The sequence below is a fragment of the Vibrio vulnificus NBRC 15645 = ATCC 27562 genome (assembly GCF_002224265.1).
Classification (GTDB): Bacteria; Pseudomonadota; Gammaproteobacteria; order Enterobacterales; family Vibrionaceae; genus Vibrio; species Vibrio vulnificus.
The window spans coordinates 1,474,655-1,490,570 of sequence record NZ_CP012881.1; the positions used below are offsets into that span (position 1 = coordinate 1,474,655).

14 protein-coding genes are annotated in these 15,916 nt (G+C 47.4%); 9 read left to right on the top strand and 5 right to left on the bottom strand.

Going from position 1 to position 15,916, the window contains the following annotated elements; translation table 11 throughout:
• Nucleotides 1–251 precede the first annotated feature (251 nt).
• Nucleotides 252–1,508: a valine--pyruvate transaminase gene (locus tag AOT11_RS06795; protein ID WP_017419836.1), complete on the top strand. Its 1,257-nt coding sequence runs from the start codon at nt 252–254 to the stop codon at nt 1,506–1,508.
• 94 nt (nt 1,509–1,602) lie between these two features.
• Entirely contained in the window at nt 1,603–3,789 is a 2,187-nt protein-coding gene (locus AOT11_RS06800; RefSeq protein ID WP_223848409.1) for a bifunctional diguanylate cyclase/phosphodiesterase, read from the top strand.
• On the opposite strand, the gene AOT11_RS06805 is transcribed toward AOT11_RS06800, so the two are convergent.
• The 5 genes from AOT11_RS06805 to dnaA form a co-directional block, all read right to left on the bottom strand.
• Entirely contained in the window at nt 3,770–4,204 is a 435-nt protein-coding gene (locus AOT11_RS06805; RefSeq protein ID WP_011149056.1) for an Hsp20 family protein, read from the bottom strand. The genes AOT11_RS06800 and AOT11_RS06805 overlap by 20 nt on opposite strands.
• 414 nt (nt 4,205–4,618) lie before the next feature.
• A complete protein-coding gene (gyrB, locus tag AOT11_RS06810) occupies nt 4,619–7,036 on the bottom strand; it encodes a DNA topoisomerase (ATP-hydrolyzing) subunit B (protein ID WP_017419838.1) in 2,418 nt (805 codons plus the stop codon).
• A gap of 18 nt (nt 7,037–7,054) precedes the next feature.
• On the bottom strand, nt 7,055–8,134 hold the full coding sequence (gene recF / locus AOT11_RS06815) for a DNA replication/repair protein RecF (protein ID WP_017419839.1): 1,080 nt from the start codon (nt 8,132–8,134) through the stop codon (nt 7,055–7,057).
• Between the two features lie 9 nt (nt 8,135–8,143).
• Nucleotides 8,144–9,244, bottom strand: a complete 1,101-nt coding sequence (gene dnaN, locus AOT11_RS06820; protein ID WP_017419840.1) for a DNA polymerase III subunit beta — start codon at nt 9,242–9,244, stop codon at nt 8,144–8,146.
• 60 nt (nt 9,245–9,304) lie between these two features.
• Entirely contained in the window at nt 9,305–10,711 is a 1,407-nt protein-coding gene (dnaA, locus tag AOT11_RS06825) for a chromosomal replication initiator protein DnaA (RefSeq protein WP_017419841.1), read from the bottom strand.
• A gap of 312 nt (nt 10,712–11,023) precedes the next feature.
• Here dnaA and AOT11_RS06835 point away from each other — a divergent pair, with 312 nt between their 5' ends.
• The 7 genes from AOT11_RS06835 to yidC all read left to right on the top strand — a co-directional run bounded on the left by AOT11_RS06835 (nt 11,024) and on the right by yidC (nt 15,847).
• Nucleotides 11,024–11,776 carry an amino acid ABC transporter substrate-binding protein gene (locus AOT11_RS06835; RefSeq protein WP_017419842.1) on the top strand — a complete coding sequence of 251 codons (753 nt, stop codon included), beginning with the start codon at nt 11,024–11,026 and terminating at the stop codon, nt 11,774–11,776.
• 81 nt (nt 11,777–11,857) lie between these two features.
• Entirely contained in the window at nt 11,858–12,529 is a 672-nt protein-coding gene (locus tag AOT11_RS06840; protein WP_026050372.1) for an amino acid ABC transporter permease, read from the top strand.
• Nucleotides 12,526–13,263, top strand: a complete 738-nt coding sequence (locus AOT11_RS06845) for an amino acid ABC transporter ATP-binding protein (protein ID WP_011149048.1) — start codon at nt 12,526–12,528, stop codon at nt 13,261–13,263. The genes AOT11_RS06840 and AOT11_RS06845 overlap by 4 nt, the downstream gene beginning before the upstream one ends.
• A gap of 227 nt (nt 13,264–13,490) precedes the next feature.
• On the top strand, nt 13,491–13,631 hold the full coding sequence (gene rpmH / locus AOT11_RS06850; protein ID WP_011079039.1) for a 50S ribosomal protein L34: 141 nt from the start codon (nt 13,491–13,493) through the stop codon (nt 13,629–13,631).
• 46 nt (nt 13,632–13,677) lie between these two features.
• On the top strand, nt 13,678–14,001 hold the full coding sequence (gene rnpA / locus AOT11_RS06855) for a ribonuclease P protein component (protein ID WP_013572637.1): 324 nt from the start codon (nt 13,678–13,680) through the stop codon (nt 13,999–14,001).
• A complete protein-coding gene (gene yidD / locus AOT11_RS06860) occupies nt 13,968–14,225 on the top strand; it encodes a membrane protein insertion efficiency factor YidD (RefSeq protein ID WP_072599185.1) in 258 nt (85 codons plus the stop codon). The genes rnpA and yidD overlap by 34 nt, the downstream gene beginning before the upstream one ends.
• Nucleotides 14,226–14,227: 2 nt before the next feature.
• A complete protein-coding gene (gene yidC / locus AOT11_RS06865) occupies nt 14,228–15,847 on the top strand; it encodes a membrane protein insertase YidC (RefSeq protein ID WP_017419844.1) in 1,620 nt (539 codons plus the stop codon).
• Nucleotides 15,848–15,916 lie beyond the last annotated feature (69 nt).

Here is a 15,916-nt window from a genome sequence, read left to right on the forward strand (position 1 = left end):
CGCACATAACAACAAAGCCATATGGCGTTCTAATTTATCAAAATGTTATATGGATCATCCGCTCTTACATTTGCTGAATTTTTCTTCTTTACCGAGAGCTATTTCGCGGGAAAAAGTTTCAGCTTACGAGCAATTTCACGCTTTTACTCTCTGTTACATTCAGGTATGTTCAACTATTACTCTATCAGCCAGCAACGTACTGGCCATTTAGGCACACGAAAGCAATCACAATGAATTAGGTATAACAACAAATGCAGTTTTCAAAATTTGGCGAAAAGTTTAATCAGTATTCTGGAATAACCCAATTAATGGACGATCTGAATGATGGCCTGCGCACACCGGGTGCCATCATGCTCGGAGGAGGCAACCCAGCCGCTATCCCAGCCATGCTCGAATACTTTCACCAAGCCAGCGAAAACATGCTCTCTAACGGCAAACTGCTTGCTGCACTGGCAAACTACGATGGTCCTCAAGGTAAAGATGTCTTTGTTAAAGCACTGGCACGTTTACTCAAGGAAACCTATGGTTGGAATATCAGTGAAAAGAACATCAGTTTGACCAATGGCAGCCAAAGCGGCTTTTTCTACCTGTTTAATCTTTTTGCTGGTCAACAGCCAGACGGCTCACATAAAAAAATCTTGCTACCGCTGGCGCCAGAATACATTGGCTATGCCGATGCTGGGATTGATGAAGACATATTTGTTTCTTACCGTCCTGAAATTGAGTTGCTCGACAATGGCTTGTTCAAATACCACGTTGATTTCGAACAACTCAAAGTGGATAACTCTGTCGCTGCGATTTGTGCCTCTCGCCCAACCAACCCAACCGGTAACGTGCTGACAGATGAAGAAATTCGCAAACTGGATCAGTTAGCCAGAGACAACCATATTCCCCTCATCATTGATAACGCCTACGGTTTACCCTTTCCAAATATTATCTTTGAAGATGTTGAACCATTTTGGAATGAAAACACCATTCTGTGCATGAGTTTGTCCAAACTAGGGCTCCCAGGGGTTCGCTGTGGCATCGTCATTGCGAATGAAGCCGTGACCCAAGCCCTGACCAATATGAATGGCATTATTAGCCTCGCTCCTGGCAGCGTTGGCCCTGCTCTCGGTCACTACATGATAGAAAAGGAAGATCTACTGCACCTCAGCTCAGAGGTGATCAAACCGTTCTACCAACAAAAATCGCAACGCGCGGTTGAACTGCTGCAAGCTGCCATGCCCGATGAGCGCTTCCGTATCCATAAACCGGAAGGCGCGATTTTCTTATGGTTGTGGTTTGATGAGCTTCCCATCACCACCATGGCGCTTTACCAACGCTTAAAGGCTCGCGGTGTGTTGATCGTCCCTGGCGAATACTTCTTTATCGGCCAAGAAGGCGATTGGGAACACGCTCACCAATGTTTACGAATGAACTATGTGCAAGACGATGAGCTCATGCAGAAAGGCATTGCGATCATTGCTGAAGAGGTCAATCGTGCCTATGCTGAAAGAGAGTCATAGTTCTTAATATCTCTCAATAATGAAAACTGGTTTGCTCATGTTCGATGGGCAGGCTGGTTTTCCCTTTTTGCTCTATTTCGTTTGGTGTACATGGATGAATACCTTTCTCAATATAAAGCATCCCCTATTCGCGACGTTGCTCTTATTTGCATCGATATTCTCGATCACTTTGTGGATTATCCATTTAGTGACCGACGCTAATCTGCGAGAAAAAGAGCTATTGGTGAGCCAAGTCGCGATGACTCAAGGCAAAAACTTAGAGAAAGAGCTGCACACCGCGTTGATCGCCTCCACGCAAATTCTTGCCGTCGAAGTGATTCAAAACAACGGTAACATGGACAACTTTGAAGAATACGCGCAAGAAATTCTCTCTTTAAGCAAAGTTATCTCCAATCTTCAATTAGCGCCGAATGGCATCATTCAGTCCATTTACCCTCTAGCTGGCAATGAAAAAGCCATTGGCCATAACTTACTTAAAGACGATGCAAGAAAGAAAGAGGCACTGAATGCGGTGGAGTCAGGTAAGCTCACCCTTGCGGGCCCTTTCACGCTCAAACAAGGCGGCGTAGGCATGATTGCTCGCCGGCCCGTGTTTCTTAAACAACAAGGTGAAAGCCGGTTTTGGGGATTTGTTTCCGCGCTCATTTTGTTAGAAAACTTAATTGCCAGTAGCGACCTTCAAGAATTACAGAAAGACAATCTGCATTTTCAACTCTCGCGCATCCACCCCGATACCAACCAAGTTGATGCCTTTTATGGTGAGGCGATATCTCAAGACTGGATCAGCAGCAAGGTCACCATTGACGTGCCCAACAATCAGTGGACACTCATCGTTGGCCTTCCACAAAGCCAGCAACTGTTTGCCTCTGCGTCAGTTCAATTGGCGATTGCCTTAATCATCAGCGGCTTCGCCAGTTTTTGCTTTTTTTACTACATCACACTCCCGAAGAAGTTGCAGCACGCCGTGGAGCAAAAGACGTTTCAGCTCAAAAAGCTAGCCAATACCGATATGCTCACTGGGCTGGATAATCGGCGAAAGTTCACGGATGTGCTTAACCAGATTCTACAAAAACCAGACGCATTGGCGCATCGCCACGCCCTGTTATATCTCGATATTGATAATTTCAAACAGATCAATGACCAACTGGGCCACTATGTTGGAGATCAAGTGCTAAAAGTGGTCGCCCAACGCTTGTGCCACCACGTTTCCGATGCGCAATCTATCACACGAATCAGTGGCGATGAGTTCGCCGTTCTCCTTGAATATCCAGAGTTCGACGGCCTCAAGCTGCGTCTCTCTGCACTGATTGCCGCGCTATCACAATCCAGTGAACATCTTCCTAACTCTCATCGCTTAACCGTTTCCGTCGGCGTCGTGCTTATTCCACAAGATGGTCAAGACTCCACGACACTGATGAAACATGTCGATTTTGCGATGTACCAAGCCAAGAGCCAAGGTCGCAACCAATATTGTTTCTTTGATAAGTTCATGAAACTCAGAGACGACGAAAAAATCCAACTCGTTGAAAGTTTGAAGATCGCTATTGAACAAAATCATTTTGTGCTTCATTACCAACCGATCTATGACATTCGATCGCACCAGATACATTGCTATGAAGCTCTCGTCCGTTGGCTGCACCCAACTAAAGGTTTACTCTATCCCGCAAGCTTTATTGAGCTTGCAGAGCAAAGCGGCTTGATCAACGAGATTGGCGATTGTGTCCTTGCTCAAGCCTGCCAATTTATTGCACAAGCAGCACCGGAGAAACCGATCGTGTCGATCAACATTTCCGCCAGCCAACTGTCCGAACCTCAACTCTTTGAACGGTTTATCGGCATTATCCAGAAGTATGGCGTAGATGCTCATTCACTGAAGTTTGAGCTAACAGAAACCACCTTGATGCAGAACATTCAGGCCTGTACCAATATCTTGCTCAAATTTAAACAACTGGGTATACAGATAGCGATTGATGATTTTGGTACGGGTTACTCATCATTAGCGGTGTTGAAAGACGTGCCAGCCAACTATTTAAAAATTGATAAGTCGTTTATCGACCAAATAAATTCCAATATCGGCGATCAAAAGGTCGCGCAAAGCATCATTACTTTGGCGCATCATCTAGATATGCAGGTGATAGCGGAAGGGGTGGAGCAGATTGAGCAAGAAGAGTTACTTGCTCAATTTCAATGTGATTTTGGGCAAGGCTACCTATTTGGTCGCCCTGCCCCTCTCGACTCAATAAGAGCCAACACCAAGAGCATTAATTCTCAAGCAGTTTAGTGCCACCAATGGCAATTTTACGTGGTTGCATCGCTTCTGGAATTTCACGCACCAAATCGATGTGCAGTAAGCCATTTTCCATCGATGCACCCACCACTTTGACGTAATCCGCTAGCTGGAATTTACGCTCAAAGTCGCGCTCTGCAATGCCTTGATAAACGTAGTTTTTGCCTTCTTCGGCTTTGCGTTCACCCTTCACGATCAACATGTTTTCGTTTTGCGTCAAATCGAGCTGATCTTCAGCAAAACCTGCAACTGCCATCGTAATGCGGTAGTTGTGCTCATCTTTTTGCTCAATGTTGTACGGAGGGTAACCGCCAGAACTGTTTTTGGCTGCGCTGGCTTCCATCAGGTTGAACAGACGGTCAAAACCAATCGCATTACGGTATAGTGGTGAGAAATCTACATTACGCATAATCCTATCCTCTTATTAAGCAATAGTCTTAGCCCAGATAAACCTATCTTATTGGCGTGTTTATGCAAGCAACGCCGAGCTAAGGGATTCGATAATCCACTCCACAACCCAAGAATGGGGACGGGGACATGGTGTCGAATCTAGGGTCAAATTGAGTGCTAAAACTCAGTATCCTCTCTTGAGCGATCTGGTTTAGCGATGCCAGAGGTGCTGTTCTTCTCTTGTTGAGCAAGCTAGCCATCCCTCTTCCTAATTAGATATAAGGCCTAGAAATGGGGTTTCAAGGGATCAGAATAATAATTTTTCAGTCTGTGCTGTCAGGGTCTAGGGTCTAGGACCTTTTTTCCTGCCCTATGTAAAAATGCCACCTCTTACGAGGTGGCATTTTCATTAATGTTGATCGCGTCTTATCGACTACACGTCTAGGTTCGCTACTTTCAATGCGTTTTCTTCGATGAAGTTACGACGTGGCTCAACTTGATCACCCATCAAGGTCGTGAACAGCTCATCCGCACCAACGGCGTCTTCAATGGTCACGCGCATCATGCGGCGAGTTTCTGGATCCATGGTGGTTTCCCAAAGCTGATCTGGGTTCATCTCACCCAAACCTTTGTAGCGTTGTAGGCTCAAACCACGACGAGATTCCTTAATCAGCCACTCCAGCGCACTTGCAAAGCTGTTCACGGGTTGAGTACGTTCACCACGCTGAATATACGCACCTTCTTCGATCAAACCGTCCAACGCATCCGCCAGTTCTGCCAGCTTCTGGTATTCTTTTGAGTTGATCAGATCCACGCTCAATGGGTACTCGTGCATCACACCGTGGGTACGAACCACAATCTTCGGTGAGAACAGTCCGCGCTCTGCATCGTGTTCGATTTCAAAGCTGTATTGACTTGCGCCCACTTCTTTGGCGTTCAACTGAGTAACCAGTTGCTCTGTCCATGCTGCCATAGCGGCTTGATCGGCAAATTGTGTTTCGCTGAGACGCGGTACATAAATCAGCTCATGAATCAGTGCACGTGGGTAACGACGGCTCATGCGATCCACCAGCTTGATCGCTGCATTGTATTGCTGAACCAGTTTCTCCAGTGCTTCACCGGCCAATGCAGGTGCGTCTGGGTTCACGTGCAGCGCTGCGTTATCCAATGCCAAGGAAATTTGGTACTGGTTCATCGCATCTTCATCTTTAATGTACTGCTCTTGTTTGCCTTTCTTCACTTTGTACAGTGGTGGCTGAGCGATATACACGTAGCCACGCTCAATAAGCTCCGGCATTTGACGGTAGAAGAAGGTCAACAGTAGCGTACGAATGTGCGAACCATCGACGTCCGCATCGGTCATGATGATGATGTTGTGGTAACGCAGTTTGTCCGGGTTGTACTCGTCACGACCGATACCACAACCTAGTGCAGTGATCAGCGTTGCGACTTCTTGAGAAGAGAGCATCTTGTCGAAACGCGCTTTTTCTACGTTTAGAATCTTACCTTTTAGCGGTAGGATTGCTTGGTTCTTACGGTTACGGCCTTGTTTTGCGGAGCCGCCTGCCGAATCACCCTCCACTATGTAAAGTTCAGACAGCGCAGGATCTTTTTCCTGACAGTCAGCAAGTTTACCTGGAAGGCCAGCAAGGTCTAACGCCCCTTTACGGCGTGTCATTTCACGCGCTTTACGTGCTGCTTCACGCGCACGTGCGGCGTCGATAATCTTAGAACAAACGGTTTTCGCTTCGCTTGGGTGCTCGGCTAAGAAGTCGTTCAGTTTGTCTGCCATGAAGGATTCCACTGCGGACTTCACTTCACTAGAAACCAGTTTGTCTTTGGTTTGGCTTGAGAATTTTGGATCCGGCACTTTTACTGAAACAACAGCGGTCAAACCTTCACGCGCATCATCACCAGAAGTCGCGGTTTTCGCTTTCTTCGAGTAGCCTTCTTTGTCCATGTAGCTGTTCAGTGTGCGCGTCAATGCCGCGCGGAAACCCGCTAAGTGGGTACCACCATCACGCTGTGGGATGTTGTTGGTAAAACAGTAGATGTTTTCTTGGAAACCATCGTTCCACTGCATCGCCACTTCAACCGCAATCCCGTCTTCACGCTCAGAGTTGAAATGGAATACTTTTTCATGGATGGGGGTCTTGTTGCGGTTCAAGTGAGTAACAAACGCTTGAATACCACCTTCATACATGAAGTGATCTTTCTTATCTTCTTCGCGCTCATCAAACAGTTTGATCGACACGCCAGAGTTCAGGAAAGAGAGCTCACGTAAACGCTTCGCTAGGATGTCATAATGAAATTCGATGTTGGTGAAGGTTTGCGCACTTGGCCAGAAACGTACCGTGGTACCGGTTTTTTCGGTATCGCCGATGATAGCAAGCGGTGCATCAGGCACACCATGACGATAGGTTTGGCTATGAGTATGACCACCACGATGAATCGTCAGTAGCACTTTTTCAGACAATGCGTTCACCACCGAAACGCCAACACCGTGAAGACCGCCAGACACTTTGTAAGAGTTGTCGTCAAACTTACCGCCAGCGTGCAGTACCGTCATAATAACTTCAGCGGCAGACACTTTCTCTTCTGGGTGCATTTCGGTCGGGATACCACGGCCATCATCGCTAACAGAAACTGAGTTATCCTCATGAATCGTGACTACGATATCTTTACAGTGGCCTGCTAAGGCTTCATCAATTGAGTTATCCACCACCTCAAAAACCATGTGGTGCAGACCGGTGCCATCATCTGTGTCCCCGATGTACATACCCGGACGCTTACGTACCGCATCCAGACCCTTCAGTACCTTAATACTCGATGAATCGTAATTGTTCGACATGAGTTACTCTCTCATTATTTATCCTTGCTCGATTACACCCTGCTCCACATGAAACAGTCGGCCAGAGTCATCGCGCATGTCGCTGATCTGGTTTTCCGTAATCGAACTTACAAAAACTTGAGCCCCCGTCTGTTTCAAGCAATCAGCAAGACGCTTGCGACGTTGACTGTCTAATTCAGAGGCAAAGTCATCTATGAGATAGACGCATTGCTTACCGGTTTTTTCCGTTAGGTGCTGGCCTTGTGCCAAGCGGAGCGCACACACCATTAATTTCAATTGGCCACGCGACAACACATCTTCCACCGGGGTGTTATTCACTTTTATCCGTAAATCGGCCTTATTTGGCCCGCTAACGGTATAACCTAGTGTTTGATCGCGTTCGAAATTCTCTTCCAGTATTTGTTGGTATGGGGTTTCTTTTTCCCAGCCACGATAATACTTCAATTGGATATGAAATTCTGGCAAAAATTCTTGGCACAACTGTTCCGCTTTACTTTGCATTTGGGCAACGTAATCGGCACGCCATTGGCTAATCAACTCGGCCAAACGTGCCATTTCCTTGTCCCAATAACTCAGCTCTTGATAGCTCTTTGCCGACTTCAACAACGCATTACGTTGTTTGTTGAGGCGCTTAAAACGCCCCCATGCATCATAAAACGCGGGCTCGGTATGAAACACGCCCCAATCAATAAACGCTCGACGATGCTTGGGCCCATCCGTTAACAAATTGAAGCCTTCGGGATGAATCAATTGCAATGGCAACACTTGTGCAAGCTGCGCCAACTTTTGCCCAGATTGACCGCCTATTTTAACCTCTGTTGTGCCATCGCGCTGCTTATTAATGCCGATAGGTAGCTCAAATTGATCCGAGTTCAAAAAACGACCATGGACAAACAGTTGATCACACTCATTTTGAATCACGCGTCCGGTCAAAGCACTTTTAAATGAGCGCCCATGACCGAGCAAATAGATGGCTTCCAAGACACTGGTTTTGCCACTGCCATTCGGACCAATAAGAAAGTTAAAGCCTGGCGACAGTGCAATGTCGCAGGCTTTGATATTACGAAACTGCTGAATAATCAGACGAGAAAGCGGCATTCAATCAGCTTATAGACGAATTGGCATAACCACGTACATGGCGCTGTCATCATCGACATTTTCAACCAGCGCACTGGCGTTAGCATCCGACATTGAGATTCGCACTTGTTCACAACGCAAGGTGTTCAGCACATCCAATACGTAGCTAACGTTGAAACCAATCTCAATCGCTTCACCCTCGAAGCTGACGTCCAACATCTCTTCCGCTTCTTCTTGCTCTGGGTTGTTGGCGGTAATGCGCATTTCAGTGCCTGCCAAGTTAACACGAACGCCACGGAATTTTTCATTCGACAAAATCGCCGCACGAGAAAACGCTTGGCGCAATTCATCACAACTTGCTTCCAGTGTTTTGGTTGTGTGTTGTGGCAATACGCGACGGTAATCCGGGAAACGACCGTCCACCAGTTTAGAAGTAAAGACAAAATCGTTTACTTCAGCGCGCAGATTAGAGCTACCAATTTGCAGCGTGACGGGTTGCTCTGGTGTATCCAGCAGTTTAACCAGCTCTTGCACACCTTTACGCGGTACGATGATCTGCTTTTGTGCGAAATCAGCATTCAATGGCGCCTGTGCCACAGCCATACGGTGACCATCGGTCGCAACACTGCGCAGTGTACTGCCCTCAATTTCAAATAACATGCCATTGAGGTAGTAGCGTACGTCTTGGTTTGCCATCGAGAATTGTGTTTTCTCAATCAGCGCGCGCAGTTCGCCCTGAGTGAGGGAGACTTCCACTTCACTTTGCCAATCTTCAATATTCGGAAAATCATTCGCCGGTAGTGTGGCCAACGAGAAACGGCTACGTCCGGAGCGCACTTGCACGCGATCGCCTTCCAATACAAACGTGATCACTGCATCGTCAGGTAATCCACGGCAGATATCGAGAAACTTGCGCGAAGGAACCGTAATGCTGCCCGCTTCAAACTCCCCTTCCAAGGTCACTTTACTGATCAGCTCCACTTCTAAGTCAGTGGCGGTCATTGACAGTTGACCATTTTCAACATTGATCAGCAAATTACCGAGGATCGGTAGCGTTGGTCGCCCACCGAGTGCACCGGAAACCTGTTGAAGGGGTTTAATAAAATGACTACGTGCGATAGTAAATTTCATGCTTGGCTCTTTACGCTGTCCGCTTCAATAAAGTGTTTAGAATTGTGTCATTCTAACCGATTAAGACGACAGGGTGCGAATCAAGTTAGAGTAATCTTCTTTAATATCGTGGCTCTCTTCACGCAGCTGCTCAATCTTACGACACGCGTGCAGCACGGTGGTGTGGTCACGGCCACCAAACGCATCACCGATTTCCGGCAAACTGTGGTTGGTGAGCTCTTTGGCCAGTGCCATGGCTAATTGGCGAGGACGCGCAACCGAGCGAGAACGTCGCTTAGAGAGCAGATCGGCCACTTTAATTTTGTAGTATTCCGCAACCGTCTTTTGAATGTTGTCGATGGTCACCAGCTTCTCTTGCAGCGCCAGTAGGTCACGCAGTGCTTCACGCACAAAATCAATGGTAATCGGACGGCCAGTAAAGTTGGCATTGGCGATCACGCGGTTTAATGCCCCTTCTAACTCACGAACATTAGAACGCAGACGCTTAGCAATAAAGAACGCCACTTCATCGGCAAGATGGATTTGGTGATCTTCGGCTTTCTTCATCAAGATCGCTACGCGGGTTTCCAGTTCTGGCGGCTCAATCGCCACCGTCAAACCCCAACCAAAACGGGATTTCAGGCGATCTTCTACCCCGCTGATCTCTTTTGGATAACGGTCCGAAGTCAGAATGATCTGTTGGTTGCCTTCCAATAGCGCGTTAAAGGTATGGAAGAACTCTTCCTGCGAACGCTCTTTGTTGGCAAAGAATTGAATGTCATCGATAAGCAAGGCATCCACACTGCGATAGTAGCGTTTGAACTCTTCAATTGCGTTATTTTGCAGGGCTTTAACCATGTCTTGCACAAAACGCTCAGAGTGCATGTACACCACTTTGGCGTTGGGCTTGTTATCAACAATGGCGTTGCCAACGGCGTGCAACAAGTGGGTTTTACCTAAACCGGTGCCGCCGTATAAGAACAGTGGGTTGTACGCCCCACCTGGGTTATCCGCCACCTGACGTGCCGCAGCCAAACCCAATTGGTTCGACTTACCTTCGACAAAGTTATTGAACTTATGCTTAGGGTTCACATTTGAGCGGTGATTGATGTCAGCGATCGCTTGAGCATCATCATCCCAAGTTTTGTGTACTGGCTTACGTGCTTGCAATTGCGCAGGTGCCGACGATTCGGCCGCCACATCCGCTGGCGTTCGGGTCGGCGCAGGCTTAGGTGCGGCCACACGTCGACTGCCGACTTCAAAACGCAAGCTCGGAATATCGTTACCACAATACTCTTGCAGTAAACGATTAATGCTATTGAGGTATTTGTCTCGCACCCAATCCAACACAAAGCGGTTTGGCGCGAACAGAGTGAGCGTATTGTCATTGAGCTCCGCTTGTAACGGGCGAACCCACATACTGAATTCTGTAGCTGGTAGCTCTTCTTGAAGCCGTTGCATACACTGCAACCAAAGCGAAGATGACACGGTGCCCCCACTGAGTACGAAATTAATCTGAAAAGATTGGCAATTTTACCTGTTGATAACCAAGATCGCCAGCGATTGATCGACGATCCAGTGAATAAGATCCAAGTTATTCACAATAATTTCGCTTGATTTTTGCGGATCAACACACCTTGCCCAATGATTACCCACAAGACGATCCACTTTTCCACGGATCTTGGCGATTTATCCCCAAAATAGACTGTTCATCTGGTTATGGTTAATAACAACTAGTTATTTATTCTATTGAGATAAATCACATTAACATCACCTCCCATAAAGATAAGGAGTCACAAGATGAATAACTGGATTAAAGCGAGTATTGCTGCCATCGCGCTTTCTGCAGCAACTTTTCAGGCGGTTGCCGAAGAAGTGGTTAAAGTGGGTATGTCTGGCCGCTACTTCCCATTCACCTTTGTAAAGCAAGACCAACTGCAAGGTTTTGAAGTAGATATGTGGGATGAGATTGGTAAGCGTAATGGCTACAAAGTCGAATACGTAACCGCAAACTTCTCAGGTCTGTTTGGTTTGCTTGAAACGGGTCGCATCGATACCATTTCCAACCAAATCACCATGACGGATGCGCGCAAAGCCAAATACCTTTTTGCTGACCCTTATGTGGTAGACGGCGCTCAGATCACTGTACGCAAGGGCAATGACAGCATCAAAGGCGTTGCAGACCTCGCAGGTAAAACCGTTGCGGTCAACCTTGGCTCAAACTTTGAACAGCTATTACGCGATTACGATAAAGACGGCAAAATCAATATCAAGACTTACGATACCGGTATTGAACATGATGTCACCTTGGGACGCGCCGATGCATTCGTGATGGATCGCCTGTCAGCACTAGAACTGATCAAGAAAACCGGTTTGCCGCTACAATTGGCAGGTGAACCGTTTGAAACCATCGCTAACGCATGGCCATTTGTGAACAACGAACGTGGCGTGAAGCTGCAAGGTGAAGTCAACAAAGCCCTTGCTGAGATGCGCGCAGACGGTACGGTTGAGCAAATCTCAATCAAATGGTTTGGTGCAGATATCACCAAATAAAGCGAATACAGCTCGTCACAGCTTTCTTTTTTAAGGTGGAATTTGCGATTCCACCTTTTGTTTTCTTTAAGGGTAACTGGTATGGGATTTGATTTTAACTACATGCTAGAGCTACTGCCGATTCTGCTCAAATACCTCGGCACCACCATGGAAATGGCGATTCTGGGTTTGGTTTTCTCTTTGGTCTTGGCGGTAATACTGGCCAATATTCGTGTGTTCCGCGTCCCCATCCTCGATCCACTCAGCCAACTCTACATCAGTTTTTTCCGTGGCACTCCGCTGCTGGTACAACTGTTCTTGCTTTACTATGGCTTACCTCAGATCTTCCCAATCATGGTTGGACTCGACGCGTTCAGTGCCGCTGTTATCGGTTTAACATTGCATTTTGCTGCCTACATGGCAGAAAGCATTCGCGCCGCGATTATTGGCATTGACCGTAGCCAGATGGAAGCCAGCTTGTCAGTCGGCATGACCACGACTCAAGCAATGCGCCGCATTATTTTGCCACAAGCCACTCGCGTCGCTTTACCGTCATTAATGAACTACTTCATCGACATGATCAAATCCACCTCGTTAGCTTTTACGCTCGGCGTGGCGGAAATCATGGCTAAGGCGCAAATGGAAGCCTCGTCGAGCTTCCGCTTCTTTGAAGCATTTTTGGCCGTCGCTCTTATCTATTGGGGTGTCGTGCTGGTGCTAACCCGAGTACAAATTTGGGCCGAGAACAAACTGAATAAGGCGTATGCGAGATGATCAAATTAGACAATATCCACAAACGCTTTGGCGATACAGAAGTACTCAAAGGCATTGATCTGACCATCAACCAAGGTGAAATCATCGTCATCATTGGTTCAAGCGGGACTGGCAAGTCCACCTTGCTGCGCTGTGTTAACTTTCTAGAGCAAGCGGACCAAGGCAAAATCACCATTGATGACATCAGCGTCGATAGCCAACAACACACCAAAGCCGAAGTGCTTGCGCTGCGCCGCCGCACTGGTTTCGTGTTTCAAAACTACGCGTTATTTGCCCACATGACGGCGCGACAAAATATTGCCGAGGGTTTGATCACCGTTCGCGGCTGGAAAAAAGAAGACGCTCTGAAGCGCGCGCAGCAAATCTTAGATGACATTGGTCTGGGAGAAAAAGGCGACAGCTACCCGGCGGCCCTCTCTGGTGGCCAGCAACAACGCGTCGGTATTGGCCGCGCCATGGCACTGCAACCCGAACTGTTGCTTTTTGATGAACCAACTTCGGCATTGGATCCTGAATGGGTCGGAGAAGTACTCTCATTAATGAAGAAATTAGCCAACCAACACCAAACGATGCTGGTGGTCACCCATGAGATGCAATTTGCCCGAGAAGTGGCGGATCGCGTGATCTTTATGGCGGAAGGCAAGATTGTTGAGCAGGGATCTCCACAGGATATCTTTGGAAATCCACAGGATCCTCGCTTACAAAAATTCCTACGCCAAGTAGGAATGGAGTAAAGATCCCGACAAAGATCGCGAGATCCTTGAGATTTTACTCACACTCCGTATAATCGCCCGGCGGATTTGTTGATACACCACAAAGATTGACACTTTGTGTGACTGTGATTACAATTCCGCCTCTTTGTTGAGAGGCGTCGGTGAACTCTTCTTTATATAGAGAAGAAAACAGACCCACGCCGGGTTAACTTAGAACCTAAAACTACTGATCAGTAAAGGTAATAACAATGGCTACTAAACGCACTTTTCAACCTTCAGTTCTAAAGCGCAAGCGTACTCACGGTTTCCGTGCACGCATGGCGACTAAGAACGGTCGTAAAGTAATCAATGCACGTCGTGCGAAAGGCCGTGCGCGCCTGTCAAAATAATCATTAGCTTATTTTGAATACGTACGCGTTCAATCGGGAGTTACGTTTGTTAACTCCCGAGCATTATCAAAACGTCTTTCAGCAAGCTCATCGAGCTGGCTCTCCTCATTTCACTATCATTGCTCGCAATAATAACCTTTCTCATCCTCGTTTAGGCTTGGCTGTACCCAAGAAGCAAATCAAAACTGCCGTTGGTCGCAACCGATTCAAACGCCTAGCCCGTGAAAGCTTTCGTAACACACAACATCAACTTCCCAATAAAGATTTTGTTGTGATCGCCAAGAAAAGCGCGCAAGATTTGAGCAATGAGGAACTGTTTAAGTTGTTTGATAAGCTATGGCATCGCCTGTCTCGCCCCTCGCGTGGTTAACAATCGGACTCGTCCGTCTTTATCAAGGTCTTATCAGTCCTCTCCTTGGACCGCGCTGTCGTTTTACTCCAACCTGTTCTACATATGCCATAGAAGCGTTGAAAGCTCACGGTTTTGTAAAAGGGTGTTGGTTATCAGGCAAACGTCTATTAAAATGCCACCCTTTGAATGAAGGGGGCTTTGACCCCGTTCCACCAGTCCAAAAACAAGACAGAGATAAATAACGATGGATTCTCAACGTACTCTCCTGGTCCTGCTTCTGGCGCTGGTTTCTTTCTTGCTGTTCCAACAGTGGCAAGTTGCAAAGAACCCAGCCCCTCAAGCCGTTGAACAGGCTCAAACAAGCAGCACTTTACCTGCACCATCTTTTGCTGATGAACTGGACCCAGCGCCAGCGCAACAAGCGTCAGCAAAACTCATCACGGTAACAACGGATGTGTTGACTCTGTCAATCGACACTGTTGGTGGTGATGTAGTGGCTGCGGATTTGAACCAATATTCTGCAGAACTCAATTCTGCGAATGCCTTCGAGCTTCTTAGAGACACTCAAGGTCATCAATTCATCGCACAAAGTGGTCTGGTTGGCCCACAAGGCATCGACCTAAGCAGCAACAATCGTCCAAGCTACCAAGTGAGCGCGGACAGCTTTACGTTAGCTGACGATCAAAACGAATTACGTATTCCAATGACCTACCAAGCGAATGGCTTGGAGTACACCAAAACTTTTATCCTAAAACGTGGTAGCTACGCGATTGACGTTGAGTTCGATGTCATCAACAAATCAGGTAACAACGCAACGTTAGGCATGTACGCGCACCTACGTCAAAATCTGATGGACGCAGGCGGCAGCATCACCATGCCAACCTACCGTGGCGGTGCTTACTCAACTGAAGATACTCGTTACAAAAAATACAGCTTCGAAGATATGCAAGATCGCAATCTGTCTCTTACTCTGACCAATGGTCAAGGTTGGGCAGCAATGATCCAGCACTACTTCGCTGCGGCGTGGATCCCACGTAACGAACCAGGTGCCAACCTGTACACTCGCGTGATTGGCAATATGGGCGACATTGGCGTTCGTATGCCAAACAAAACGGTTGCTGATGGCGATAGCGCACACTTCACAGCAACCCTTTGGGCTGGTCCTAAACTGCAAGACCAAATGGCAGAAGTCGCACCAAACCTTGACTTAGTAGTCGATTACGGCTGGTTGTGGTTCATCGCGAAACCTCTGCATTGGCTACTGTCTGTTATCCAAAGCGTTGTGGGTAACTGGGGTGTGGCGATCATCTGTCTAACCTTCATCGTTCGTGGTGCGATGTACCCACTGACAAAAGCACAGTACACCTCAATGGCCAAAATGCGCATGCTACAGCCTAAGCTGCAAGCAATGCGTGAGCGCATCGGTGATGACCGTCAGCGCATGAGCCAAGAGATGATGGAACTGTACAAGAAAGAGAAAGTTAACCCACTCGGTGGCTGTCTTCCTCTCATTCTGCAGATGCCTATCTTCATCGCTCTGTACTGGGCATTGATGGAATCGGTTGAGCTGCGTCACTCGCCGTTCATCCTATGGATTCACGACCTTTCAGCACAGGACCCATACTTCATCCTGCCGCTATTGATGGGTGGTTCAATGTTCCTAATTCAGAAGATGAGCCCAACGACTGTGACCGATCCTATGCAGCAGAAGATCATGACCTTTATGCCGGTGATGTTTACCTTCTTCTTCCTATGGTTCCCATCAGGTCTGGTTCTATACTGGCTAGTATCGAACATCGTTACTCTGATCCAGCAGTCTTTGATTTACAAAGCACTGGAGAAAAAAGGCTTACACACCAAGTAAGTGACAACAGAGTAAAGAAAGGCGGCCAAAAGGTCGCCTTTTTGTTTTCGGCTGATTACAATTCAGCTA

Excerpts from the sequence above, each read along its gene's own strand:
- AOT11_RS06795 (WP_017419836.1), top strand. The coding sequence starts at position 252 with ATGCAGTTTTCAAAATTTGGCGAAAAGTTTAATCAGTATTCTGGAATA.
- AOT11_RS06800 (WP_223848409.1), top strand. The coding sequence starts at position 1,603 with ATGAATACCTTTCTCAATATAAAGCATCCCCTATTCGCGACGTTGCTC.
- AOT11_RS06805 (WP_011149056.1), bottom strand. The coding sequence starts at position 4,204 with ATGCGTAATGTAGATTTCTCACCACTATACCGTAATGCGATTGGTTTT.
- gyrB (WP_017419838.1), bottom strand. The coding sequence starts at position 7,036 with ATGTCGAACAATTACGATTCATCGAGTATTAAGGTACTGAAGGGTCTG.
- recF (WP_017419839.1), bottom strand. The coding sequence starts at position 8,134 with ATGCCGCTTTCTCGTCTGATTATTCAGCAGTTTCGTAATATCAAAGCC.
- dnaN (WP_017419840.1), bottom strand. The coding sequence starts at position 9,244 with ATGAAATTTACTATCGCACGTAGTCATTTTATTAAACCCCTTCAACAG.
- AOT11_RS06835 (WP_017419842.1), top strand. The coding sequence starts at position 11,024 with ATGAATAACTGGATTAAAGCGAGTATTGCTGCCATCGCGCTTTCTGCA.
- AOT11_RS06840 (WP_026050372.1), top strand. The coding sequence starts at position 11,858 with ATGGGATTTGATTTTAACTACATGCTAGAGCTACTGCCGATTCTGCTC.
- AOT11_RS06845 (WP_011149048.1), top strand. The coding sequence starts at position 12,526 with ATGATCAAATTAGACAATATCCACAAACGCTTTGGCGATACAGAAGTA.
- rpmH (WP_011079039.1), top strand. The coding sequence starts at position 13,491 with ATGGCTACTAAACGCACTTTTCAACCTTCAGTTCTAAAGCGCAAGCGT.
- yidD (WP_072599185.1), top strand. The coding sequence starts at position 13,968 with ATGGCATCGCCTGTCTCGCCCCTCGCGTGGTTAACAATCGGACTCGTC.
- yidC (WP_017419844.1), top strand. The coding sequence starts at position 14,228 with ATGGATTCTCAACGTACTCTCCTGGTCCTGCTTCTGGCGCTGGTTTCT.